Annotated in this window: 25 protein-coding genes and 1 pseudogene; 13 read left to right on the top strand and 13 right to left on the bottom strand. The window is 53.5% G+C overall.

Annotation, left to right across the window (positions count from 1 at the left end):
• Window positions 1-60: 60 nt before the first annotated feature.
• From hemA to CODIS_RS06170, 7 genes are all read left to right on the top strand, one after another.
• Window positions 61-1,329 carry a glutamyl-tRNA reductase gene (gene hemA / locus CODIS_RS06200; protein WP_069122367.1) on the top strand — a complete coding sequence of 423 codons (1,269 nt, stop codon included), beginning with the start codon at window positions 61-63 and terminating at the stop codon, window positions 1,327-1,329.
• Window positions 1,326-2,405, top strand: a complete 1,080-nt coding sequence (gene prfA, locus CODIS_RS06195; RefSeq protein WP_069122364.1) for a peptide chain release factor 1 — start codon at window positions 1,326-1,328, stop codon at window positions 2,403-2,405. The genes hemA and prfA overlap by 4 nt, the downstream gene beginning before the upstream one ends.
• A gap of 17 nt (window positions 2,406-2,422) precedes the next feature.
• Window positions 2,423-3,340, top strand: a complete 918-nt coding sequence (gene prmC, locus CODIS_RS06190; RefSeq protein ID WP_069122357.1) for a peptide chain release factor N(5)-glutamine methyltransferase — start codon at window positions 2,423-2,425, stop codon at window positions 3,338-3,340.
• 186 nt (window positions 3,341-3,526) lie between these two features.
• The gene (locus tag CODIS_RS06185; RefSeq protein ID WP_069122354.1) at window positions 3,527-3,937 is read left to right on the top strand and encodes a hypothetical protein; all 411 of its coding nucleotides are present in this window, start codon (window positions 3,527-3,529) and stop codon (window positions 3,935-3,937) included.
• Between the two features lie 90 nt (window positions 3,938-4,027).
• Window positions 4,028-4,774 (top strand): HesA/MoeB/ThiF family protein, encoded by a 747-nt coding sequence (locus CODIS_RS06180; RefSeq protein ID WP_069122351.1) that lies wholly within the window; start codon window positions 4,028-4,030, stop codon window positions 4,772-4,774.
• 6 nt (window positions 4,775-4,780) lie between these two features.
• Window positions 4,781-5,377 (top strand): rhombosortase, encoded by a 597-nt coding sequence (gene rrtA, locus CODIS_RS06175; RefSeq protein ID WP_083220585.1) that lies wholly within the window; start codon window positions 4,781-4,783, stop codon window positions 5,375-5,377.
• Window positions 5,374-5,763 carry a glutamyl-tRNA amidotransferase gene (locus CODIS_RS06170; RefSeq protein WP_235615143.1) on the top strand — a complete coding sequence of 130 codons (390 nt, stop codon included), beginning with the start codon at window positions 5,374-5,376 and terminating at the stop codon, window positions 5,761-5,763. The genes rrtA and CODIS_RS06170 overlap by 4 nt, the downstream gene beginning before the upstream one ends.
• Before the next feature lie 49 nt (window positions 5,764-5,812).
• On the opposite strand, the gene CODIS_RS06165 is transcribed toward CODIS_RS06170, so the two are convergent.
• The gene (locus tag CODIS_RS06165; RefSeq protein ID WP_069122348.1) at window positions 5,813-6,286 is read right to left on the bottom strand and encodes a GNAT family N-acetyltransferase; all 474 of its coding nucleotides are present in this window, start codon (window positions 6,284-6,286) and stop codon (window positions 5,813-5,815) included.
• 432 nt (window positions 6,287-6,718) lie between these two features.
• Between CODIS_RS06165 and CODIS_RS21695 the strand changes: the two genes are divergently transcribed.
• The gene (locus CODIS_RS21695) at window positions 6,719-7,114 is read left to right on the top strand and encodes a DUF6010 family protein (RefSeq protein WP_069122346.1); all 396 of its coding nucleotides are present in this window, start codon (window positions 6,719-6,721) and stop codon (window positions 7,112-7,114) included.
• Here CODIS_RS21695 and CODIS_RS06155 read toward each other — a convergent pair.
• Complete coding sequence (locus CODIS_RS06155) at window positions 7,111-7,827, bottom strand: 4'-phosphopantetheinyl transferase family protein (protein ID WP_069122343.1); 717 nt, start codon at window positions 7,825-7,827, stop codon at window positions 7,111-7,113. The genes CODIS_RS21695 and CODIS_RS06155 overlap by 4 nt on opposite strands.
• A 174-nt stretch (window positions 7,828-8,001) precedes the next feature.
• Window positions 8,002-8,298 (bottom strand): annotated as a pseudogene (locus tag CODIS_RS06150) (integrase core domain-containing protein); the annotation flags it as partial.
• Window positions 8,299-8,497: 199 nt separating this feature from the next.
• Between CODIS_RS06150 and CODIS_RS06145 the strand changes: the two are divergent.
• Genes CODIS_RS06145 through CODIS_RS06135 form a run of 3 tightly spaced genes read left to right on the top strand, consistent with a single transcriptional unit; the run spans window position 8,498 to window position 11,158 of the window.
• A complete protein-coding gene (locus CODIS_RS06145; protein ID WP_069122337.1) occupies window positions 8,498-9,544 on the top strand; it encodes a DUF2157 domain-containing protein in 1,047 nt (348 codons plus the stop codon).
• Window positions 9,541-10,638 (top strand): DUF4401 domain-containing protein, encoded by a 1,098-nt coding sequence (locus CODIS_RS06140; RefSeq protein WP_069122336.1) that lies wholly within the window; start codon window positions 9,541-9,543, stop codon window positions 10,636-10,638. Before CODIS_RS06145 ends, CODIS_RS06140 begins: the two co-directional genes overlap by 4 nt.
• Window positions 10,631-11,158 (top strand): GDYXXLXY domain-containing protein, encoded by a 528-nt coding sequence (locus CODIS_RS06135; RefSeq protein WP_069122335.1) that lies wholly within the window; start codon window positions 10,631-10,633, stop codon window positions 11,156-11,158. The genes CODIS_RS06140 and CODIS_RS06135 overlap by 8 nt, the downstream gene beginning before the upstream one ends.
• A gap of 37 nt (window positions 11,159-11,195) precedes the next feature.
• Here CODIS_RS06135 and CODIS_RS06130 read toward each other — a convergent pair whose 3' ends face one another.
• The 4 genes from CODIS_RS06130 to recG form a co-directional block, all read right to left on the bottom strand.
• Complete coding sequence (locus CODIS_RS06130; protein WP_069122333.1) at window positions 11,196-11,483, bottom strand: helix-turn-helix domain-containing protein; 288 nt, start codon at window positions 11,481-11,483, stop codon at window positions 11,196-11,198.
• A 923-nt stretch (window positions 11,484-12,406) separates the two neighbouring features.
• Entirely contained in the window at window positions 12,407-13,318 is a 912-nt protein-coding gene (gene ubiA / locus CODIS_RS06125; RefSeq protein ID WP_069122330.1) for a 4-hydroxybenzoate octaprenyltransferase, read from the bottom strand.
• Entirely contained in the window at window positions 13,315-13,902 is a 588-nt protein-coding gene (locus CODIS_RS06120) for a chorismate--pyruvate lyase family protein (RefSeq protein ID WP_235615142.1), read from the bottom strand. The genes ubiA and CODIS_RS06120 overlap by 4 nt, the downstream gene beginning before the upstream one ends.
• An 89-nt stretch (window positions 13,903-13,991) precedes the next feature.
• Complete coding sequence (recG, locus tag CODIS_RS06115; protein WP_069122323.1) at window positions 13,992-16,094, bottom strand: ATP-dependent DNA helicase RecG; 2,103 nt, start codon at window positions 16,092-16,094, stop codon at window positions 13,992-13,994.
• A gap of 391 nt (window positions 16,095-16,485) precedes the next feature.
• Here recG and CODIS_RS06110 point away from each other — a divergent pair, with 391 nt between their 5' ends.
• Entirely contained in the window at window positions 16,486-16,893 is a 408-nt protein-coding gene (locus tag CODIS_RS06110; protein WP_069122322.1) for a secondary thiamine-phosphate synthase enzyme YjbQ, read from the top strand.
• A 344-nt stretch (window positions 16,894-17,237) separates the two neighbouring features.
• On the opposite strand, the gene CODIS_RS06105 is transcribed toward CODIS_RS06110, so the two are convergent.
• The 6 genes from CODIS_RS06105 to CODIS_RS06080 form a co-directional block, all read right to left on the bottom strand.
• The gene (locus tag CODIS_RS06105) at window positions 17,238-17,777 is read right to left on the bottom strand and encodes a pyridoxamine 5'-phosphate oxidase family protein (protein WP_069122321.1); all 540 of its coding nucleotides are present in this window, start codon (window positions 17,775-17,777) and stop codon (window positions 17,238-17,240) included.
• A gap of 20 nt (window positions 17,778-17,797) precedes the next feature.
• Window positions 17,798-18,556, bottom strand: a complete 759-nt coding sequence (locus CODIS_RS06100; RefSeq protein WP_069122320.1) for a hypothetical protein — start codon at window positions 18,554-18,556, stop codon at window positions 17,798-17,800.
• Window positions 18,557-18,652: 96 nt separating this feature from the next.
• Complete coding sequence (locus CODIS_RS06095) at window positions 18,653-19,036, bottom strand: RidA family protein (protein ID WP_069122317.1); 384 nt, start codon at window positions 19,034-19,036, stop codon at window positions 18,653-18,655.
• 134 nt (window positions 19,037-19,170) lie between these two features.
• Window positions 19,171-21,342 carry a bifunctional GTP diphosphokinase/guanosine-3',5'-bis pyrophosphate 3'-pyrophosphohydrolase gene (gene spoT, locus CODIS_RS06090; protein ID WP_069122315.1) on the bottom strand — a complete coding sequence of 724 codons (2,172 nt, stop codon included), beginning with the start codon at window positions 21,340-21,342 and terminating at the stop codon, window positions 19,171-19,173.
• A 254-nt stretch (window positions 21,343-21,596) separates the two neighbouring features.
• Entirely contained in the window at window positions 21,597-21,869 is a 273-nt protein-coding gene (gene rpoZ / locus CODIS_RS06085; RefSeq protein WP_069122313.1) for a DNA-directed RNA polymerase subunit omega, read from the bottom strand.
• Window positions 21,870-21,974: 105 nt separating this feature from the next.
• Window positions 21,975-22,799 (bottom strand): AraC family transcriptional regulator, encoded by an 825-nt coding sequence (locus CODIS_RS06080; RefSeq protein WP_162420147.1) that lies wholly within the window; start codon window positions 22,797-22,799, stop codon window positions 21,975-21,977.
• A gap of 50 nt (window positions 22,800-22,849) precedes the next feature.
• On the opposite strand from CODIS_RS06080, the gene CODIS_RS06075 reads away from it, so the two are divergent.
• Window positions 22,850-24,046, top strand: a complete 1,197-nt coding sequence (locus CODIS_RS06075) for an MFS transporter (protein WP_069122913.1) — start codon at window positions 22,850-22,852, stop codon at window positions 24,044-24,046.
• Window positions 24,047-24,397 lie beyond the last annotated feature (351 nt).

The raw sequence follows: 24,397 nt of genomic DNA, 5'->3' as shown, positions 1-24,397 counted from the left end.
AATTCAACTCCTTGATATAACAAAATTTCCTTTTTGTTTAGAAATCACCCCCGGTATCGGATGTCGATAATCGCCCTAGGACTCAACCACAAAACCGCCCCCGTGGATATCCGCGAGAAGGTCACCTTTGGGCCCGATATCATCGTCGGCGCCCTGCGCAGCCTGCAGGAAAATCCGGCGGTCGAGGAGACAGTCATACTCTCCACCTGCAATCGTACCGAGGTCTACTGCTCCATCAATCAAAAGGACCATGAGCCTTTGGCTGATTGGATCAGCCGCTTTCACGGCATAGGTGAGGACCGTGTCTCCCCTTATCTCTACAGCCATTTCGGGCTGGATGCCGTCAAACACCTGCTGCGGGTATCCTGTGGCCTGGATTCACTGGTACTGGGCGAACCGCAGATCCTGGGACAGGTCAAGGCCGCCTTCCAGACTGCCACCGACGCCGGAACCACCGGTAAAATGCTGTTCAAACTCTTCCAGCATGCCTTCTCCGCCGCGAAACAGATCCGTACCGATACCGCGATCGGCAACAGCCCGGTATCGGTGGCGTTTGCAGCGGTCAGCCTGGCCAAACAGATCTTCAGCGATCTGTCGAAACAGACAGCCCTGCTGATCGGCGCGGGCGAGACCATCGAACTGGCTGCCCGTCACCTCAATCAGCACGGAATCGGGCGCATCATCGTCGCCAACCGCACCGTGGAGCGGGCGCACAACCTGGCGGCACAATTCGACGGCTACGCCATTGCCCTGACCGAATTGAGCAGACACCTGGCCGAGGCGGATATCGTGATCTCCTCCACCGCCAGTCCCCTGCCGGTACTGGGAAAGGGGAGTGTCGAAAGCGCCCTCAAGGAGCGCAGACACAGCCCGATCTTCATGGTCGATATCGCCGTGCCACGGGATATCGAGCCGGAAGTGGCGGATCTGAGTGATATCTATCTCTACACGGTGGATGATCTGGACGAGGTGATCCAGGAGAACATGCGCTCCAGGGAGGAGGCAGCCGAACAGGCGGAGGAGATCATCGATCACTATGTTGGGGAATATATGGGGTGGCTGCGCTCCCTGGATGCCGTGGGACTGATACAGGATTATCGCAGCTATGCCGAACGGTTGCGGGATGAAGTGATGCAGAAGGCCCTGCAGCAGCTTGCCAAGGGTAAGTCTCCCGAGGAGGTGATGCAATTCATGGCACATACCCTCACCAACAAATTATTACATAATCCCAGCGCCCAGATGCGTCAGGCCGGATTCAACGGACAGGTGGAGCTGCTCGAAGCGGCCAATACGCTTTTTCAGCTCAATAAATCAGAAAACAAATCATGAAGCCTTCACTGCGCGGCAAGTTGGACCGGATCGCAGAGCGCTTCGAAGAGATCACCGCACTCCTCGCCGATCCGGAAATTCAGAGCCATCAGAACCAGTTTCGCGATCTGGGGCGGGAGTATGCCCAATTGGAGCCGGTGGTTGAGGCCTATAAGGACTACGTGGATGCGGAAGGGGATGTAGCGGCCGCCCAGGAGATGATGGACGACCCCGAAATGGCACCACTCGCCAAGGAGGAGCTGGCCGCGGCACAAGAGACCAAGGAGCGTCTGGAGCCGGAACTGCAACTGCTGCTGATACCTGCCGATCCGAACGATCAGCGGAATGTTTTTCTCGAGGTCCGTGCCGGTACCGGCGGTGCCGAGGCAGCACTGTTTGCCAGCGACCTCTACCGCATGTATCTGCGCTACGCGGAGACCCAGCAGTGGCAGACCGAAACCATCAGCGAGAGCCCGGGCGAACATGGCGGCTACAAGGAGGTGGTGTGCCGTATCAGCGGCAATGCCGTCTACTCCCGCTTGAAATTCGAGTCTGGAACTCATCGCGTACAGCGGGTTCCGGAGACAGAATCCCAGGGACGGATTCACACCTCCGCCTGTACCGTGGCGATACTGCCCGAAGCGGAGGAGATTGACGATGTGGATATCAATAGTAACGATCTGCGCATCGACACCTATCGCGCCTCCGGTGCCGGCGGGCAACACGTCAATAAAACTGACTCGGCGGTACGCCTGACCCACCTGCCCAGCGGCATCGTGGTGGAGTGCCAGGATGAACGCTCCCAGCACAAGAACAAGGCCAGGGCCATGTCACTGCTGCAGGCGAAGCTGCTCTCCCAGGCCCAGGAAAAGATCGTCAACGAGCAGGCCAGCTCGCGTAAACTCCAGGTCGGCAGCGGCGACCGCTCGGAACGCATCCGTACCTACAACTTCCCTCAGAACCGACTCACAGACCATCGTATCAATCTGACCCTCTACAAGCTGGATGAGGTGATGACCGGATCCCTGGACCAGGTCATAGAACCCCTGCTGCGGGAACAGCAGGTGGAGGCCCTGGCCGCCATGGGTGAAGCCTGAAATGGCCGGGACACGCCATGACCACCCTGCAACAGGCCCTGCAATCGGCACAACAGACCCTCAACACACTTCCCGGTGTCAATTCCGAGCTGGAGGCAGCCCTGCTGTTATGCCACATCCTCGATAAACCGCGCAGCTATCTGTATGCCTGGCCGGAATTGGAACTCCCCTCCGATCAGTATCAACAATACACGAAGCTGGTGGAACGGCGGCTGTCTCATGAACCGATCGCCTACATTACGGGAACGCGGGAGTTCTGGTCCCTGTCGCTGGAGGTCAATCCCGACACCCTCATACCCCGCCCCGAAACGGAGTTGCTGGTGGAGCGCTCACTCCATCACCTCCAGCATATATCCCGGCCAAGGATTGTTGACCTCGGCACCGGTAGTGGCGCCATTGCCCTGGCGCTGGCGGGCGAACTGCCGGATGCGGGAATAGTTGCCACCGATATTTCAGCCAAGGCACTGGCGCAAGCCAGAGAGAACAGCCAACGGCTTGGGATTGACCGGATCACCTTCCTCCATGGCAGCTGGTGCGAGGCACTGCCAGCAGATGAAACCTATGACCTGATCGTAAGCAATCCCCCCTACATCGAGGCCGGCGATCAGCATCTCCACCAGGGGGATCTACCACGGGAACCGGAGCAGGCTTTGATCTCGGGTAGTGATGGTTTGAACGCCATCAGAACCATCATCCGCCAGGTCAGCGCCGGCTATCTGAAACCAAATGGCTGGCTCCTGTTGGAGCATGGCTATCAACAGGCGGATGCGGTGCAAAACCTGCTGCAATCCGCAGGTTTCACCCACATAGCGACCCATCCAGACCTATCCGGGCACCCCCGAGTCACTGAAGCCCAGCTATTAGGCATCGAGAATAATGGGCACAACTGGTACCTGACGCTCAGCCACCTCATTGGTAAAGAGACAAATGATTAGACAAACCGCGCGGCGAGCCAAACCGTACCCTCTGATCAAATGACTGGCATGAATCCGCGACGATGAGCGCTCGACTGTAAATCTCTTTCGTAACTAGGCGTAGGGTGGGAACGAGACGCTATGAGGTATGGCAACGTCCAGTCCGCCTGCTTGATTATTTCAGCGCATTAGTTAGGATTGCCATGTATGGGTGATAACCCTCACGACTTAGTGAAAAACCGGGACATTCACTTTGCCGAACTCCACCCGGACCCCAATCAGGCTGCGACTGCGGCTTTGCTGCTTGCGGATGTGGAGGGTATTCTGAAAGCTACCCCCTGCTCCGCAACCCATCTACATGTCAGCTATCAGCTAATAGAGGTCTCCCTGGAACAGATAGAGACAGGGTTGACGGCAATGGGTCTGCATATCGACAACCGCCTGCTCTATCGCCTCAAACGCGCCCTCTATCACTACACGGAAGAGACCGAACGGGTCAATCTGGGTTGCAACCGAAGCGACTCCAAATGTACCCGCATGATCTTCGCCGACCGGTATCAACGCATGAATCACAAGCTACGGGATCAACGCCCGGAACATTGGCGTAAATACCTCTGACCGATCCGGATTCTATACTTTCGGACTCGACAGATGGTCTATATCCCTGTAACCATTCAGCCGCCACATTAGAGCCTGGACCCATTCACAATGAACGATGACCAATTGCTGCGTTACAGCCGACAGATCATGCTTCCCTCAATCGGCATCGAAGGGCAGGAGAGACTCCTCAATGCCCGGGTGCTCATCGTAGGCCTGGGCGGACTCGGCTCCCCGGCCGCCATGTATCTGGCTGCAGCGGGTGTGGGAACCCTGGTGCTGGTCGACTTCGACCAGGTCGATCTGACCAATCTGCAACGGCAAATCGTGCATACCACTGACCGTATCGGCGACCTGAAGGTGGATTCTGCCCGCGAGTCCCTGCTGGCCCTGAACCCGGAATGCCGGGTGGAGACCGTACCCAAACAACTGGATGAAGCCGACCTAAGGCAGCAGATAGAAAAGGCCGACCTTATACTCGACGGCACCGACAACTTCGCAACCCGTTTCGCCATCAACAAGGCCTGTTACGAGACGGGAACACCCCTGGTCTCAGGCGCCGCAATCCGCATGGAGGGCCAGATCAGTGTCTTCACCGGCGAGTCGGGAGGGCCCTGCTACCACTGCCTCTATCCGGATGAGGGAGAGATGGATGAGACCTGTTCCGCAAACGGTGTGCTCGCCCCGCTGGTCGGCGTGATCGGCAGCCTGCAGGCCATTGAAGCCATCAAGCAGCTGACCGGGGCCGGCAAGACGTTGCATGGCAGGTTGTTGCTGCTGGATGCCCTGGAGATGGAGTGGCGCACCCTGCGCCTCACCGCCGATCCCGCCTGCCCGGTTTGCGGAACGGCAGGATAATCTGGGGTGAAGGCAGAATCCATACTTCGGCGACACATCTGCCCACTGCTTTTCAGTCTTGTCTGTGTGCTGATCGCCCTATTGCCGGAATCGTTCATAACCAAGCTACAGTACCAGCGTATTCATATCACTGATGGTGAGTTATGGCGTCTCTTCAGCGCCCATCTGACACATCTTGGCTGGGGACATCTGATCATGAACCTGGCCGGTTTCTGGCTTATCCTGGCCCTGTTTCCGAAAACCCAGCCACCACTGCGCTGTATGATCCTGCTTGTTCTGCTGATCCTCGGCACCAGCATCGGGTTGTGGCTGTTCTCACCCGAAGTCACCTGGTATAGAGGTCTGTCCGGTGTGCTGCATGGTCTGTTGTGTTGGGGGGCATTGAAACAGCTGAGGGAGCAACCGGGTGTCTCTTTTTTCATTCTGACCTTTGTTGTTATAAAGCTGATTTGGGAACAGTGGCAGGGCCCTTTGCCGGGCAGTGAATCATTGGCCGCGGGAAGCGTAATCGTCGACGCCCATCTTTACGGCGCGGTCACTGGCGTCATACTATGGAGCCTGGGGTCTGTTGTGTTAAAACTCGTAGTTGAGGAGACCAGGTGAAATCAACCATTTTGCTGCTACTTCTTGCACTCGTATTCACCGCTTGCCAGGAGATGGAAGGTATCGATATGAGTCAACTCTCACCTGAAGAGAAAAAAGCGGTTGAGTCGCTGTTGTGGGTAAAGGACGCCAACCCGGACAAAAGTGCGGCCGAGGCACTGGGCAAGGGTGACAAACGCTTGATGGCCATGGCCTCCCGTACAACCATTTTGCCCGGCATAGAACCGGGATTGATCTCCAAGGCCAAGAGTATCTGTGGCATCCGCTATCTGGAGGGCTCCACCGATACCGTGTTTGGCGACACCCACCTGAAACTCATTCAACGCGCATCGGAATACGCTGCGGCCTATAACCGGATCGTTATCGAGCAGTGCATGGAGAAATAGAAATAGTGTCGTGACCTGGGTAATTCCTCAGTAAGACGGCCGACAGGAATTAAAGTATTTTTACATGCACACATACTTCAGAAACAAAATAATCGCTTTTATCCAAAAACTTCCATCCTCTTTTCTTCAGCGCAGCCTCGGACATACCCGATGATTTACCGGTGCCAACGTAGATTTCCCTGTATCCATGCGTTTTGGCCAGCTGTTCAATTTTAATGATCAGCTGCTCGCCAATCCCCCGATTGCGATAGGCCGGAGCGACAACAAGAGCGGCAAGCCATGGCGAATAGTCTTGATAGGTGGTCACCGACTCCATTTTCAATGCAGCCGTTCCACAGAAAGTGCCATTTTCAACAGCAACCACCGCAATCGGCAGTTGACTTCGATTGGCAGAGCGCCTCAAATCCGCTTCCGCATCACCCGGACCGGATCTTCCATAATAAGGTTCCCATTCCGACTCGAACAGATCCTTGAGGATAGGAATAGCTTCAGGATGGTCAGCCAGTAGTTCAATACTCAACATGTCAGCAGAATACGCAAATATCGTCCTGGTAATAATACAAAGGACTTGTCTTTATTAATATATCTCCTGCATTACGTTGCATGCCGTAAATCTCGGGTTACATATCTTTAGTGGCGCGTTGATCTTCGGGTTAATTGGATAATCATTTTTGTTGTTTGACACCGGCAGTTTCAGATAGGCTATCAAATTGGGGAAGCCCGGGTGCCCACTTTTTTGGCTAACTCGTTACGCTTACGCCTTGGCGACAGGTGTCTGGCTGCGTGACAGCCAGATGTCCAAGCGGAGCGCAGAAGGCACGCAACGCAGTTTACCTGTTTGCTAGCTTAACAACAGGGAGTAAGATGGGACACCTGTAAATTACTACATTGCCCCTGACAAGATATGTGAGGTTTATAGGTAATCAGGTAACTTTTTTGGCACACCTTATAGAACGTGATTGCTATCATCCTAGGAATATTACTAGCTGTACCTTTTATTTATTTGCTTGAAAAACTACCCCATCAGAAATGGCAAAAAACACTTGGCCTTGGATTGGTTGCGGTAGCTTTTATATACGTCTTTTTCGCCATCTTTAACTCAGAAATAGAATGGGCAATAATAGAACTTCTGGGAGTTGCTATATTTGCTATAGCTGCTTATCTAGGAATAAAAAAGTCAATTTGGTTCCTTGCTCTCGGATGGGCTGCACATGTTATATGGGATATAGGCCTCCATTCTAGTGAGCATATTTTTTTCGTCCCCTCATGGTACCCTAACCTATGTATTGGATTTGATTTATTTCTTGCAGTTTATATTATTTACAGACGTAATCAGTATATCGAACACTAACTGCTAATTACTAGATCAATATCCGTATGCAATTGAATATTGCAGAGATCCGTTTCGCATGCAAGTGAGGCGCAATGTTCTCCAAATTGGCCTAAATAGTGGGTAAACCATCCTACTTTACTATTATCCTTTGTCTTATATACGCCTTTTACACAAGCACTTACGGACTTAAATCGAAAGTCAGTGAGTGGCAGAGATAGACCTCGGCCAATTCCTTTTAGAAAAGCCTCCCGTTCTGTCCATAAGCGCATAAACTTATACCGCATCGCATCAATTGGTAATCCAGCGATGGATTCCACCTCATCAGCATGCAGAATCGACCTCATCAGCGCATCTATTTTTAATTTTGAATGACTCATTTCAATATCTATTCCAATAGGGCAGTTCGCAATGGCAATTGCCAACTGCATGCGTGTGTGACTAACATTAAAGAATATTGTGTGTGTATCAACTGTAGATTTCCCCCAAGGCCCAAGGGCAAAACTTACCTTATCAGGGGCGATATCCAGATAATCACCAAGCAACAAGCGTTTCATTGTCTGAGAAAGCCTCCGACATAGGCGATCATGTAAAAAATGCATACGTCGCGTTTCGGACAACTCCTTAACAGTAAGTAAATTCGATAGGGCTAGTTCATGTGAAAAAAGATCCTGGAAATTATAAAGGTGCACATCAATACGAGGTATATCAGCAGACTTGTTAGTATATTTCATTCAGCGAGTCTTTTTTTGGCTCATGACTTATCCGCCTGACTATTTGATGATGGTAGAATCAATCAGAGTTTCCTTAACTTTACGAATGCTTTATAAGCTCGGACGCATCGACCTTCATCAGCAACGGCGGTAACAGAAGAAAATCTGTCAGCAGTGCTACCATGATTGTAGTGGTCAAATCATTTTGGCCACGGTTTTCTGCGCATTCCAATACTGTTGCTCAACTACCCTGGGTGCCAATCCATCGTTGTGAGTATGTGGCCTGAATTGGCTATAGTATCCAATAATATACTCCGTGATGTGGTACTTCGCTTCCTCATATGTGCGATAGCCGATTTCAGACACCCATTCGGTTTTCAAGCTTCTGAAAAATCGCTCAACTGGGCTATTGTCCCAGCAGTTTCCACGTCGACTCAGGCTCTGTATCATTTGATAACGCCACAGCTGTTGGCGGAAATGTAGACTGGTGTATAGTAAGATGGGACACCTGTAAATTACTACATTCCCCCTGACAAGATATGTGTATTGATACAAGCACGCACTTACCTGGCTGACGTTTACGGAGCAGCACCTGCTTTGTTACAGTCGATATAAATAGATCATTAAGCCATGGCTCTTGGTGCGGCTGGGCCGCACCCTATCTAGCGACCCTGGGTGTAAAGGAGTTTAAATGCATAAGGAGATCATCGCCGATTACGCGAACGTACAGGAGCTGGCGCAGCAACTGAAGCTAAGCGAAGCTGCCTATCGACGGGCGATGACACTTGCAGGTCTGGCACCCGATCAAACCAGCTGGCTGCGCCACATCGATCGCTTCCTGATTGCTCTCGGCGCCTTGTTGATCGTCGCCGGTATCCTAGCCTTCTTTGCCTGGAACTGGGCCGATCTCAGTCACTTAACAAAGTTCGCCCTGGTCGAGGGTGGTGTCATGGGTGCAGTGGTACTGGCCTGGCGTTTCGGCCTCGACACCATTGCCGGTAGGGTCAGCCTGCTGACAGCTGCGTTTCTCACCGGCACACTGTTGGCGGTGTTTGGACAGGCCTACCAGACTGGTGCAGACCCCTATGGCCTGTTTCTCACCTGGGCGCTGCTGATCCTCCCTTGGGCAATCATTGGCCGTCAGACGGGTATCTGGATGCTGCTGCAGATCCTCCTGAATCTGACCCTCATCATGTACTACACACAGGTCCTGCACCCACCGGATGGCTGGTGGCAAGTATCGCAACTGCTCGGCCCGCTGGTATGGCTGGGCACTACAGTGATGGATTCCACCCTGGCCAGCTATCTTTTTGTACTGAACGTCCTCGCCCTAATCATCTGGGAGTTCGGCTCATACCGCGGCGTCAGCTGGATGCGGGGAATACTGTTCCCGCGGGTGATCGCATTTATTGCTTTCAGCACGGTCCTCCTGCCAACACTGGTCATCATCGTCGCAGCCGGTTTTGAGGAACAGACCAGATTGAGCGTGGTCTCCCCCACTCTGCTACTCATCGCAACAGGTGCTGCTCTCTACTACTACCAGTATCGACGACATGACTTGTTCATTCTTACCTGTAGCCTGCTTGGCGTAATTATGGTGATCACTGCGTTCTTCATCCGTCATATGATGTCCGGTTCAGGCAGCCTGCTCTTTCTCGCCCTCCTGCTCATTGCCCAGGTCGCGAGTGCCGCCTGGTGGTTGCGTCAGATTGCGCTGAGCTGGGAGACAAGATCATGAGCGGATCAACCGTTACCCTGAACCATATCGTCAACAACTTGCGGGCGGAGAATCTACTCAGCATAGAGGATGACGCACTCGATTATTTGGAAAACAGACCCAACCCGCAACCCTGGTATATCCGAACGATGGTGGGGTTCGGGGCCTGGCTCGCCAGCCTTTTGTTAATCGGGTTCATTACCAGTATCACCCTGATGGTTGATGGTGGTTATATCTTCATCGGTGCGGCATTGATCGTGTGTGCAATTCTCGTCCGTCAACGATCCGACAGAGACTTTCTGGTTCAATGCGCACTGGCTTCCAGCCTGGCCGGCCAGGCATTGGTTGCCTACGGCTTTGCTGATATCGCAGGGCATGGGAAGTTCGAGATTATTCTTGGCTTCGCTCTGGTAATAAGCTCAGCCCTGTTTTTTCTTTTTCCGGATCGTATTCATCGTGTCATCATGGTGCTTCTCGCCACCGGTTCATTGACCACGTTGTTGTACCACTGGGAGGCAAATGCACTTATACCCCTCCTCGGTCCAGCACTCACCGGCATATTGATCCTGCTGCACAACCGAATGCCGACACTTGTTGCAGGCAGGCACAGTGAGTTACTACACCCCTTGATGAGTGGATTGATGCTGAGCGCCTTTGGCACTCTGTTGCTCTCTACCGTATATCTGCTGCCAGAACTGGAAGCAGACTTTTTGTTCTATCCCCGACCCTGGATCTCAACGATCCTATTGGGTATGCTTCTTATTTATCTCGGTAGATTGATCTGGCCTGTCGTTGCGGGTACGGAAGACACAAAGTCATTACTATTACTGCATGGCATCATGATCGTCATTATCACCTGTGCCTGGTATGCGCCGGGACTCTTGCTTGGTCTTATCGTCATGCTACTCGGCGCTCACTCCAGCAGAGTAACTTTCACCGGGGCCGGTATCGGTTTTTTTGTCCTATTCCTAACGGCCTTCTTCTACGGTATAGAAGTCAGTCTGTTAACGAAATCGATCACACTGGTCGCCACCGGTATCACCCTATTGCTATCTCGCTGGATCATCCTCAAAGTCATCCTGACAGATGAGCGGCAGGGAGCTGGCTATGCTTAATTCAATCTTCGGCTTATCTGATAAGACCCGCCTCACCATCATGGCTGTTGTGACGCTATTGATACTCCTCATCGTCAACAGCCAGATCATCATCAAAGAGAGCATTGTCAATAACGGCGACACCCTGCTGCTAAGACTCGCACCACGTGACCCTCGCTCACTTTTACAAGGAGACTACATGGCGTTGCGATATGCCATGACCGGTGAGGTCGCACAGGCCGCAAAATCCGCCCAGATTGACGATGGAAATATCATTGTGAATCTTGACCCGACAGGGGAAGCCAGCTTTGTGAGTCTCTACGAGGGGCAGCAACTCACAGATACCCAGCACCTGCTCCGTTTCCGAAAGCGAGGAGAATCAGTACGGCTTGCCAGCGACGCCTACTTTTTTCAGGAAGGAAAATGGGATACTTATTCCAACGCACGTTTTGGCGAACTGCGTGTCAACGATGACGGCATTGCTGTCCTGACCGGCTTGTATGATCAAGATAAAAATCGTCTGGGAGATAAACCGCATTGATTTTCAAAATTAAATCAACGTTACTATTTTTTATGGTTTACTCACTCACAGCCTTGATTACTGCTTGAGGATTATTTTCTACCACTTTTAAGAGAACTCGTGCCGCCCCTCTAGGGCTACGAAGACCTTGCTCCCAGTGTCTCAAGGTGCCAAGTGAAATACCAAAGGTGGCGCAAAACCGTTGTTGGCTCATACCTGTTTTCTCACGTATAGCTCTTACATTAAGTGCTTCGGGTGCGTGCTCCAAAACCTCAGATTTCTCACCCTTTGCATGGGCAGCCGCATCCTTGAGGCCTTCAGATATTTCAGTGAATGCTTTGCTCATGTCTCTGCCTCCAGAACGCCATTAGTTCTTTAACCGCTTTTGCTAATAGCTGCTTTTCTTCGGTGGAAAGATTTGCTTTCTCATTTTTACCAAAGGCGCCAAGAGATAAAGTGGCATACTTTCATTGTGAAAATAGTAAATGACTCTAATCCCTCCACTTTTACCACCACCTTGACGGGCCCAACGTAGTTTTCGAATACCTCCTGTCCCTTGTATAAGAACACCGGAATTAGGGTGCTCAGAGAGATAGGCAATTAGATCTGAATGTTCATCAGAGGATAGTAACCTACTGAATTTTCGTTGGAATGGTGCTGTTTCAGCAATAGTTAACATTCATAAAGAATATACTCCATTGGAGTACTTTGCAAGGCGGCAATTTTGAAACCATAACGCCGCCTTCAGCGGAGCAGGCGCATTAGCGCATCTGGAAGGCTTTGTTATATTTATTTTTTTGATAAGGCATTGGAAACAATCTCGTGAAATGAACTTGGTCCGTCATCCTTGATAAACCCTGTGGTGCTGGGCCTAAAGAGGGTCTGCAGAATCAACTGCCTCTCTTCATCCTTAGGCCCAGATCCTTCTCTCAAAAGTGCCAAGTAAGTTTGAATCATCGTTACATTGGGGGAGGGAACTCAAAAGATAAAACCTCCCTGTTATGCTTTAAGTTTTACCCTAAATTTCATTTACTTGCCAATATTCCCGCCCGTATTCAATAATAAAATTATTAAATCCTGGACGGTAAAAAGAGGCATCTTGCCCACTGTTTTCTATCCTGACATTGATTGACAATCCTTGTTGTGTTTTCGGCATTACAGTCGTCGCAATGAAGAGACATACCTTCACTGGATATAGAGGTATATATATTTCCATAACAAGCGTCATCCCGAACAGATGGCTTAGCGGAAAGTGGCTGCTATCTCAGTTTATCCGAATGACAGATAGTCGACCAGTAACCCGATAAAGATCACCATGCCGAACTGGTTGTTGTTGAGAAAGGCCTCGAAGTAGGCCTTGGGTTCGCGGGCCCGGATGAGCCATTGTTGATAGGCAAACAGCCCGGCGCCGCCCAACAGGCCGAGATAATAAAAAGCGCCACGCCCGAGCAGCATCCCGGTCAACAGCAGCAGCACTATCATGGCCGCTTGCAGCAGTCCGATGATCAGCTTGTCATGGCGGCCGAACAGAATCGCACTCGACTTGACCCCGATCTTGAGATCGTCCTCCCGGTCCACCATGGCGTATTGAGTATCGTAGATAAGCGCCCAGATCAGGGTGGTAGCGAACAACAGCCAGGCAACCGGCGGCACGCTTTCGTTGAGCGCCATGAAGGCCATCGGCACCGCCCAGCCGAAGGCGGCGCCCAACACCACCTGGGGCAGATGGGTATAGCGCTTCATGAAGGGGTAGACTGCCGTCAGCAACAGCGCCACCAGTGACATGTAGCGGGTTGGCCAGTTGAGAAAAAACAGCAGTGAGGCGGCCAGCAGGGAGAGTACGATAAAGACACCCAATGCCTCGCGCGGGCTGACCAGTCCCGAGGCGATGGGCCGGGCCTGGGTGCGTGCCACATGGCCGTCGAATTCACGATCGGCATAGTCGTTGATTGCACAGCCGGCGGATCGCATCAGCGCCACCCCGGTGACGAACACCAAAACGATATGCCAGGGCGGCGTGCCTTCACCCGCGATCCACAACGCCCACAGGGTAGGCCACATCAACAGCAATATTCCGATCGGTCGATTCAGCCGTACCAGCAGCGCGTAGCGGCGCAGACGTTCCAGCCAGCCCACCGGGCCGGTACCCGAAGGTATCATGTCAACCTGTTGACTTGTCATCGACTGCCACCTCCCTTAAGCGGCAGGGTCGGGAGAAAAATCTCATTCACCAGTAACGGTCTCTTTTGCACAAAAAACAGGGTGCGTCGCCCCCAGAGATGATTCGGTTTTTTCTGCAGATGATTGCAGGCCGTCTCGAACATTGGCTGTCTGGGCAGCAAGCGTGCTACCTGGGTTGCACCCCGAATCACTTTCGGATCGGAGAAAAGCACTGCACCCAATGGCTTCTCACCCAGTTGCGTCAACCTTTGCGCCGCGCCCTTGAGACTGGTGATCGGTATCAGCGTACGGGCGAAAACCCAGGGGGTGCCGTCGCACTGCAACTCTACATCCCTCACCAGCGCCATCAACCCTCTGCGCATTCTCAAAATACGGCACTCGCTGTTGAGAGGCGTTCCCCACCCCTGATGCAGCAGGCGCACTTTGAACTGACCCTCGCCACAGCATTGGATGACACGTTGAGTCAGCGAACCCCTGTCACCCAACCATGATGCAACCAGTGGTGGTATCTGCGTATGTGAGCGATGACGCCAATCGCTCCAATTCGGCTCAGGGTTCGACCTGCTACTTATCTGCTGACTCAAGCTATCTCATCCCGAAAAAGGATTATTATCGCACACCCTGCGGTTGAATGACGAAATAGAAGGCTTCCCAGTCCCTGATCCGATCGCTTCTAAACCTTGACATATGCGACACGCTCGCCCAGCCAACGCTGGACCAGCTGGGACGCAGCCTGAGGATCGTCCCGTAACAGCATCTCCGCCGCTTCGCGCACCTCGTCGAGCATCCCCTGATCCCTCACCGGATCAGCGATTCGCAGTTGCATCTCACCGGTCTGCCGGGTTCCCAACACCTCTCCCGGCCCTCTCATCTCCAGGTCTTTTTGGGCAATCATGAAGCCGTCGCTTGTCTCACGCAGAATCGCCAGACGCTCTTTGGCATTGGCCGAGAGGGGGGAATGGTACATCAGAACGCAGTGGCTCTCCTCACTGCCGCGCCCCACCCTGCCACGCAACTGATGCAGCTGCGCCAATCCCAGGCGTTCCGGGTTTTCGATAATCATCAGGCTCGCATTCGGCACATCCATGCCCACCTCGATCACGGTGGTGGCAACCAGCAGATCAACCGCGCCCGATTGGAAATCCCGCATGACATGCTCTTTCGCTTCCTGTCTTACCCGGCCGTGCACCAAGGCCACGTCCAAATCCGGCAGGGCCTCGGCAAGCAGCCGCGCGGTCTCCTCCGCTGCCTGGCACTGCAATGCCTCCGACTCCTCGATCAGGGTACAGACCCAATAGGCCTGGCGCCCCTGGGCACAGGCCGCCCTCACCCGTTCCACCACCTCGTCGCGCCTGCGATCCGATATCACCGCTGTGGTAACCGGTTTACGACCCGGCGGCAGGCCATCGATGATCGACAGGTCGAGGTCGGCATAGGCGGTCATCGCCAGCGTGCGGGGGATCGGCGTGGCGGTCATGATCAACTGGTGGGGGGTGTGTCCCTGCCGGTTCCCCTTCTCGCGTAATGCCAGTCGTTGATGGACACCGAAGCGGTGCTGTTCGTCGATCACCACAAGACCGAGATCGCTGAACACCACATCCTGCTGAAACAGGGCATGGGTACCCACCGCCAGCTGTATCTCACCTGCCGCGATCCGTTCAATCACCGCTTCCCGGGGGCGACCCTTGAGTCGTCCGGTGAGCCAGCCGATTTCGATCCCCAACGGCAGCAGCCATTGGGAGAAGCTGCGCAGATGCTGTTCCGCCAGCAGTTCCGTGGGCGCCATCAAGGCCACTTGACTGCCGGCGCCGATGGCCTGCAGCACCGCCATGGCGCTGACCACGGTCTTGCCCGAACCCACATCTCCCTGCACCAGGCGCTGCATCGGCAGGGAGCGTGCAAGATCCTGTTCAATCTCCGCCACAACCCGGCTCTGGGCGACGGTCAGTTCGAACGGCAGTGCCGAAATAAGGGCCTGCTTCAGCTTGTTGTCGATCACAAACGGAGTGGCGCGAATACGTTGATGGTGAGCCCGCATGCTGCGCAGACTGATCTGATGGGCGAGCAGCTCCTCATAGGAGAGTCGCTGTTGTGCCGGATGTATCCCCGCCAGTAGCCGTTGTTGGTCGGCATCGGGAGGCGGCGCATGGAGGTAACTGACCGCCTGGGCCAAATTCATTTGAGGAAACCGCGCCAACAGTGACTGGGGCAGCCACTCCCTCAGTCCGTCCGGCTGCTGTTGCAACCACTGCAGGGCCTGCTGCATGAGACCGCGCAGGGTCAATTGATGGACACCCTCAGTGGTGGGATAGATCGGTGTCAGCGACGTCTCCACCGCCACGGGTTGATCAGGATCGATGTGTTGATACTCGGGATGGACCATCTCCAGACTGTTGGGGCCATTGCGCACCTCACCAAAACAGCGTAATCGAACACCGCGATTCAACGTTTGCCGCTGGGCATTGCTGAAATAGAAAAAGCGCAGAAACAGGCCGCCCGTGCCGTCGGAAAGGTGCACCATCAGAGAGCGGCGACGGCCGAACTTGATCTCCGCCAGATCGATCTCCCCCTCGATCACCACCTGATCACCACGCCGCAGACTGCCGATCGGTTGAATCCGTGTTCGGTCCTGGTAGCGCAACGGCAGGTGAAACAGCAGATCCTGCAGACTCCCGATGCCCAACCTGGCGAGTTTTTCGGCACTCCTTACCCCGACCCCTTTCAATACCGTGACGGGTTGTTCGGCCAGACTCGTTGATGAACTTTCCTTATTCAAAGCTGTTCACTTTTGTTGCGCGGCTCCTCCTTTGATCAAATGGGTGACATAGCAAGGAGGGAAAAGCCGCAAATGGACGCGAATCACCGCAAATGAACGCAAACCTTCTCAGATAAGGATAACTGCAGCCTACAATGAGTAATTCAAATGTAATACGTTTTGAAATTCCGCCCAGGTTGCCTTTAACAGCAGAATAGGCAGTTGATTGTGTAGCAGCAGGGCACATTGTCATATCATTTGCGGCAGTTTGCGGTGATTTGCGTTTATTTGCGGCCAAAACAATAACGGTTTGGTTTTCTGTTTAGCCGTTCAACCCACTCGATGAGGTGAAGAACCTATTGTACTATTCGCTCATTCACAGCATGCCAGAACAGACGGGAGAAAGGCAAAGATGGTAATCCAGGAACAGATAAGGATTCAGACCCGGGGACGCAACACCTACAACATCACCGGTGAGGTGTCCGAGGCTATCGGCCGTGCCGGGATAGAGACTGGAATCTGTCAACTCTTCATCCAACACACCAGCGCCTCACTGATCCTTTGTGAAAACGCCGATCCTTCGGTACGTACCGATCTGGAGCGAATTATGTCCCGCCTGGTGCCTGATGGCGATCCGATCTTCGACCACACCCTGGAGGGACCGGACGACATGCCGGCGCATGTACGATCGATCCTGACCCATATGGATTTGAGTCTGCCGATCAGCCAAGGCAGACCCGCACTGGGAACCTGGCAGGGGATCTACCTATGGGAGCATCGCACCCACCCTCACCAGCGCAACGTCACCCTGACCCTATAAGGAGAGTAAGAGTTTCCTGATTATCCACCAGTCTCAGCTATATGCTATAGCCTGCTTCACCCTCACAGAAGGCATTATGAATGCAAGTCGCAAATGGATGCGAATAAGCGCCATTGTGGCGGTTTAAAGCAAAAGTTACGGTGAGACAGTCCCCACTCGCGTCGTATTGCACAAGCTGTAGGATAGGGTCCATCCAATCTACCCTAGTGTTGAGCTAATAAATAGATTTGCGTTCATTTGCGGACTTATAACTATTGGCGAGCATTTGCGGCTTGCTTATAAAATTCACGATCACCCGATCGGTGGCTGAGTATTGTGGGTAATTCAGGAATAGTTTTGAGATGCTATGCCAGATCGGTGGGCTTCCCATCGACACTCACTTTATTACGCTTCTCCCTGAACTCCCTGAGTCCCTTGTCACCCTTTCTTTCAGCCCACTCCACCAAGGCATCCCGTTGCCCGGCATATTCGAACAACGGCACCCCGAATCCACAGGAACTGGCGACAAGATCCACATCCATGAGGATGATCTGTCGGGCCCCGGGGAGCAGGGGGAAACGACCGATATGGGCATCCCAGATTTCGCTGCCTTCAAGATAGCTGGTTGCCTGTCCATACAGCCTGAGAATCTTGGGTTCTCCCTCCAAGGCACAGAACATCAGGGTCATCCGCCCGTCGTCCCTCAGGTGGGTGGCCGTCTCGTTACCACTCCCGGTGAGATTCAGCCAAACCACCTGATTGGGATTTATGATGCGCAGGCTGTCCAATCCCTTGGGTGAGACATTGATCCGCCCCTCACTCATCCCGGTTGCGACAAAAAACAGCTGCTGACGAATGATGAAATCGATATGTTTTTCGCTGATATGATCGTATTGCTTACCCATAAAGGCCTACTAATGAAATGCTATTTATCCAGTTTCACCTTACCGCCGAAAAACCGGCCGGTCAGGCTGTTCTTGGTTTTCGACAACCACTCCTCCCGTTCCTCCAGCAGCTGCCGGGAGAGAGAGACCAGGGAACGCACGGATCGGGTGCGGGTGATATCCATACGCACTTCCGACTGCAGCGTGGCTGTCGCCCAGGGACCACCGTTATGTTTTCGTATGAATTTACGCACCTGAGCATGCAGATTGTTGCGTAACATGGCGACGACTTCCTCTTCCGCCTTATCGGGATCCTTGCCCACCAGGCCGTGCTTCAGCTTATCGGCCTCATTGGGGGTTACCAGTTTAAGGGTTACACAATCATTTGACAGCAGATGCTCCATATCGGCACGCCGATCCTTGAGACGCTCCGGCATCGACTTGGCCTCGGGCACATACCCGGTGGCCTTCTTATCGGCATTCAGGATTTTCACCGCTTGCTCCCCGCCGCCATTCCCATCATCCCCAGCGTCGTCAATTATGGCGGAGGCCGATCCGGCACCTTGCGATGCGCCACCTACCTGACTGATTTCCGCGTCTAACCAATCAGCCTGTTCGTTAAGCAGCTTGTGGAAGTCTGCCGGGGTGCTCTCATCAGTCAGCATGGCGCTGATCGCCTGATGCATGATCTCGTTATAATAACCGATGATGGTTGGATCCGTGACACCATGGGCCTGGCAGATGATAAACACCCGCCCCTGAATATTGACCTGCATCATCTGTTCGAACTGGCTATCCATTCAATCCGCCCAAGCTGTAATCTCCTGCCGGCAAGCAGTTGATTTTAAAAAAACCACCACCACATGATGCTAATCATAGATGAAACCCACGATTCATCATTCAAACTGCATTATGGCATCCATCTCTACGGCAGCACCCTTGGGCAGTTCCGCCACCCCGATTGCGGCCCTGGCGGGATAGGGTTCCGAGAAGTAATCCGCCATCACCTGATTGACCACAGGAAAATGTTCCAGGTCGGTAAGAAAGACATTTAGTTTTACGACATCGGTAAAACTGCCACCTGCTGCCCTGGCTACAGCCTGCAGATTATCGAAAACACGTCGGATCTGCTGTTCGATATCGCCATCCACCATCTCCATGGTCTCAGGTACCAGGGGTATCTGACCTGAAAGATAGACCGTATCGCCAACCTTGACTCCCTGGGAGTAGGTACCGATAGCCTGCGGAGCCTGATCGGTACGGATGATTTCACGGCTCATGTTTAACACCTCTTTTTGTTAATTATGAATTTTGAATTGATTGTGTGTGTGTCGCACACATCTAAAATAGTGCTGAAAAAAAAGCGTGCGCAACGCGAACACAACAATAATTCAACATTCAAAATTCATAATTATCATTTCACTCTGTTAATGCGCATAATCGAAGGCAGGGAACGCACATGACGCAAGATCTTCGCCAGGTGCTGTCGATTCTTCACAGTAATGACGAAGACCAGAGTGGAGGACAGACCATCCCGCTCTTCAGAGCCCACATGCTCGATATTCGAACCCTGTTGAGAGATAACCGAGGCAACGGAAGCCAGGACACCCCTTTGATTACCCGATTCTACACGAATCATGGTGGCGAACTCCCCTTCCACATCCGATTCCCACTCAGCCTCGATCCATTTATGTCCGTGCTTTTTATAGTCCCCGAGGTTCGGGCAACCCTGGCGATGGATCACTATGCCCTTGCCGGGATTGAAGACACCGACAATGGCATCATCCGGAATGGGTCGGCAGCACTTGGCGAAGTTCACCACCATCCCTTCCGTCCCTTTGATCGCCAACGAGCCGGCAGGCACCTCCTGCTGTAAAACTGATTCGCTCACCGGCTGAGTCAGATCCTCTCCCGCCAATCGACGGGCCAGCAGCATCGGCATATGGTCTCCCAAAGCGATGCCTGCCATTAGATCGTCCAGCTGTTCCAGGCGAAACTCGGTCAGGATCTGATCGATTGTCTCCTGATCCACATCATCCAGGGTGAGTGAAATCAATTCGAGTTCGCGTTCCAATAGACGCCTGCCCAGACTGACCGCCTCTTGTGTCTTGAGATTCTTCAAATAGGAGCGGATATTGGCGCGCGCCTTTCCCGTCACCACGAAATTAAGCCAGGCCGGACTGGGCCCGGCGGTTTCGGAGTTGATGATCTCCACGGTCTGGCCATTGAGCAGGCGGGTGCGTAACGGCACCAGCCGCCTGTCGACCCGTGCGGCAACACAGGTATTGCCCACATCCGTGTGCACACTGTAGGCAAAATCGACCACGGTAGCGCCTTTCGGCAGTACCATGATCCGTCCCCTCGGCGTAAACACATAGACCTCGTCGGGGAACAGGTCGACCTTGACGTGCTCGAGAAACTCCACCGAGTCCCCCACACCCTGTTGCATTTCCAGCAGATTCTGCAACCAGTCCGAAGCCCGGGACTTGACCCATTGGCCACTTGCCTCACCGGTCTTGTACATCCAGTGCGCCGCAATCCCCGATTCGGCCAATTTATCCATCTCCTCGGTGCGAATCTGAATCTCGATGGGTATACCCTGTGGACCAAACAGTACGGTATGCAGTGACTGGTAGCCATTTGCCTTGGGTATTGCGATATAGTCCTTGAAACGTCCGGGCATCGGCTTATAAAGATTGTGCACCACACCCAGCACACGGTAGCAGGTATCGACCGCATCGACCACGATGCGAAAGGCGAATACATCAACCACCTCTGAAAAGCTCAGCTTTTTCTTCAACATCTTTTTGTAGATGCTGTAGAGATGTTTCTGGCGTCCGAATACCTGCCCCACCATCTTTTCCTGTTCGATACGGGAGCGAATGGCTGATTCCACATTCTCAACCAGCTCGCGATGGTGACCCCTGGCATCGGTAACGGCGCTCTTCAAGGCCCGGTAACGCATCGGCCAGTACGCGGCAAAGCCCAACTCCTCCAACTCCAGACGCATGCTGTTGATACCCAGCCGGTTGGCGATGGGGGCAAAGATATCCAGGGTCTCCTTGGCGATTCGCCGGGTTTTTTCCGGTTTCATCACCCCGAGGGTCCGCATATTGTGCAGGCGGTCGGCAAGCTTGATCAGAATCACCCGGATATCCTTGGTCATCGCCAACAACATCTTGCGCAAACTGGCGGCCTGAGCCTCAGCCTGAGAGTTGAAATCGATTTTGGAGAGTTTACTCACACCATCGACCAGCTCAGCAATCTCGCCATCAAAGGTATCCGCGAGTTGCTCTTTGGCGGTGGGTGTGTCCTCAATGACGTCATGCAGGATAGCCGCCATCAGGCACTTATAGTCCATACGCATGTCAGCCAGAATGCGTGCCACTGCAACAGGATGATAGATATAGGGCTCCCCGGTCTTGCGGTGCTGTCCCACGTGAGCTTCGGCGCCGAACAGATAGGCCCTGTATACCTCGCGAATGTGGTCCGCCGAAAGGTAGGACTCGAGATAGGCGCACAGGTCGCTGATCAGGAAACGCGGCATCTCCTGATCATCTTCCAGATTGCCTAACGGATTGTTCATTCACCTCTCCAGCGCCACTTTTGCCCACTCAGTATGTTCAGTCTGTCATAACTGTCGTTTTGGCCGTAAACCGGGGTTTGTCATAGTGATCGAAACGCAGCTTCTCTCAACAACCCGAATGGGTCAAGAATATAGACTGGGAAATAGGGGAAATTCTGAGCCTTTTCAGCCTTGTGTTGCAAGTGGTGATAGTGTCGCGGCGGCAACCTGCGGCTGCCGAACGGAATGTGGTTGATAGTGGCGATACAGGAGATTTATTTACCGGGTTCCATTGGGGTGATATCGATCTCCATCATCCCTTCATCCACTACCAGTTCCTCTTCGGCTTGCTGCCTTTGCATGTCCTGTTCCGAGATCAAACCCTCGGCAATTTCACGCAAGGCCATCACGGTTGGTTTGTCGTTTTCCCAGGGAAGCAGCGGCTCCACCCCATTGACCAGCTGACGCGCCCGTTTGGTGGCAAGCAGAACCAGATCAAAACGGTTGTCTACATAGTCCATGCAATCTTCAACTGTGACACGTGCCATTGTTGCTCTCCACGGGCGGTGAAATTGGGTCATTAACCGGAAAAAAGGAAGCAGATGATAAACCATGCCTCTCTTAAAGCCAACTCCGCAAGCGGTTTTGCGCCACTACGTGCGGGCATCGGCAGCCCGATTGCGATTGGACTCATTGAAGAAGCGGGCCGGCGGCTCGCCCAGGTTCTCGCGGAACATGGCGATAAAAGCACTTGGACTCGCATACCCCAGCTCAAATGCGACCTCGTTAACAGGTGCGCCGTCCGCCAATCTGTTCATGGCCTCCAGCAACCGCAGCCGGCGACGCCAGCTGCCAAAACTCATCCCCAGATGCTTGAGGAAAAGCCGCCCAAGCGTGCGTTCACTGGCACCGGCGTGTGTCGCCCACTCCGCCAGGGTCTGGTCATCCGCCGGATTTTCCGTCAGGGTATCGATAATCCTGCGGATTCTCGGTTCGTCGGAAAAGGGGAGATGGAAAGGAAACTGTTCGATCTTTTGCAGCTGATCCACAATCACCACCATCAGTCTCCATTCCGCGCTACCCTTTGCGTATTCATTGCCGATCCGGCTCGCCTCCAGAATCATGGCCCGCAACAGCGGTGTCACACGCAGCACGCAACAGCTGTCGGGCAGCCCGTCATTGTAGGCGGGATCGATGTAGATCGAGCGGAAGGATACCGGCTGGGTCATCTCCACCTCGTGCATCACCCCAGGCGGTATCCAGACCGCCTGCGCAGGCGGCACCAGCCAGGCCCCCTTGTCGGTGCTCGTCCTCATTACACCACGGATCGCATACAACAGCTGACCGCGAAGATGGGCGTGCCGAGTGACCAGTTCGGCCCCACGCCTCTCCATCGAAATCGAAAGCACAGGCCGCTGCGGATCGATGACATGACCCACATGGGTGGAGGGATCAACTGTCTTTTTTTCGATATTCATTGTCATATTATAGTTATTACGCCAAATTAAAAAGGCCCATAATTGTAATCATGGCAATATCGACACTAACAAGACTCCGTCGTCCCGACTTCCTGCTGCTGCTAATGGCTGTCGCTGTGCCGCTAAGCTTCGCGGCCTGGCAGACACTGTTGAACAACTTTGCCATCGAAAGCGCCTCATTCAGCGGACAGGAGATAGGTATCCTGCAGAGTCTGCGTGAGATCCCCGGTTTCCTTGCCTTTGCCGTGGTATTTCTGTTGTTGTTGATTCGTGAACAACGGCTGGCCTATATCTCGCTTGCCTTGCTTGGAGTCGGTACCGCTGTCACCGGGTTCTTTCCGTCGGTGATCGGCCTCTATATCACCACCGTTATCATGTCGATCGGCTTTCACTACTATGAGACCCTGCAGACCTCCCTGGCGCTGCAGTGGATCGATAAATCACATTCCGCAGAGACCCTTGGACGCCTGATCGCGGCAGGCTCGTTCGCCTCGATCGTCACCTTCGGTCTGATCTGGATGTTTGACGACCTGTTGGGTCTCAACTACCAGTGGATCTATCTGATCATGGGGGGGCTTACCCTGGTGATCGCCTCGATTGCCTGGTTGGGTTTTCCGCTCTTTCCCCAGAAGACGGAACAACATAAGCACATGGTGTTTCGCAAACGCTACTGGCTCTACTACACATTGACCTTTATGTCGGGGGCACGGCGACAGATATTTGTCGTTTTCGCGGGTTTTCTGATGGTGGAGAAGTTTGGTTACACTGTCTCGCAGATTGCCTTACTGTTTCTGGTCAATGCCGCCATCAATGTCTTCCTGGCACCGCGCATCGGCCGGTTGATAGGCCGGATCGGCGAACACCGGGCGCTGCTGATCGAATACGCCGGCCTGATTCTGGTATTTTGCGGTTATGCCGTGGTGGAGACCGCCTGGATCGCCGCGGGACTCTACATCATCGACCACCTGTTCTTTGCCATGGCCATTGCCCTGAAGACCTATTTCCAGAAAATTGCGGCGCCCGAGGATATCGCCTCCAGCGCCGGTGTCAGTTTTTCCATCAACCATATTGCTGCGGTGGTCATACCGGCTCTATTCGGCATTATCTGGCTGAGCTCCCCCGCGCTGGTCTTCTATGCGGGTGCGGCCATGGCGGCTGTATCATTTGCACTCTCCCTGCTGGTACCCGAAATCCCGGCCATGGGTCGGGAGAGCCGTTTCGCATTCTCCAGCATCGACAGCCGCTGAACCCACGCTACCCCTACTTATCAAACAACACCCGATCGAGACCGGGATGACATTGATTTGGAATCTAGCTATCCTCTCCCGTCTTGTGTCTCAACAAACACCGCGCCCCGCTATGACAGGCATATTGGCGGGATGAAACAAGGTTTGAAACACCACCATGCGTGGAGGCCCAGAAGCACATTGCAGATCAGTTCCTTCTGCGATATGCCTGTTAGGGCCTGTTAACACTAATCCAATACACCCTGCTGGGGCTGTTTTTGTGCCCAGCAAGGCAGAATGAGCTAGGTGTAGTTATGCTACATGAGCGAATGATAACGCCGCTGGGCGCAAAAACAGCCCCAGCCCTTCGGG

The sequence above is a fragment of the Candidatus Thiodiazotropha endolucinida genome (assembly GCF_001715975.1).
Lineage (GTDB): Bacteria > Pseudomonadota > Gammaproteobacteria > Chromatiales > Chromatiaceae > Thiodiazotropha > Thiodiazotropha endolucinida.
This window is presented reverse-complemented; position numbering and strand designations above follow the sequence as displayed.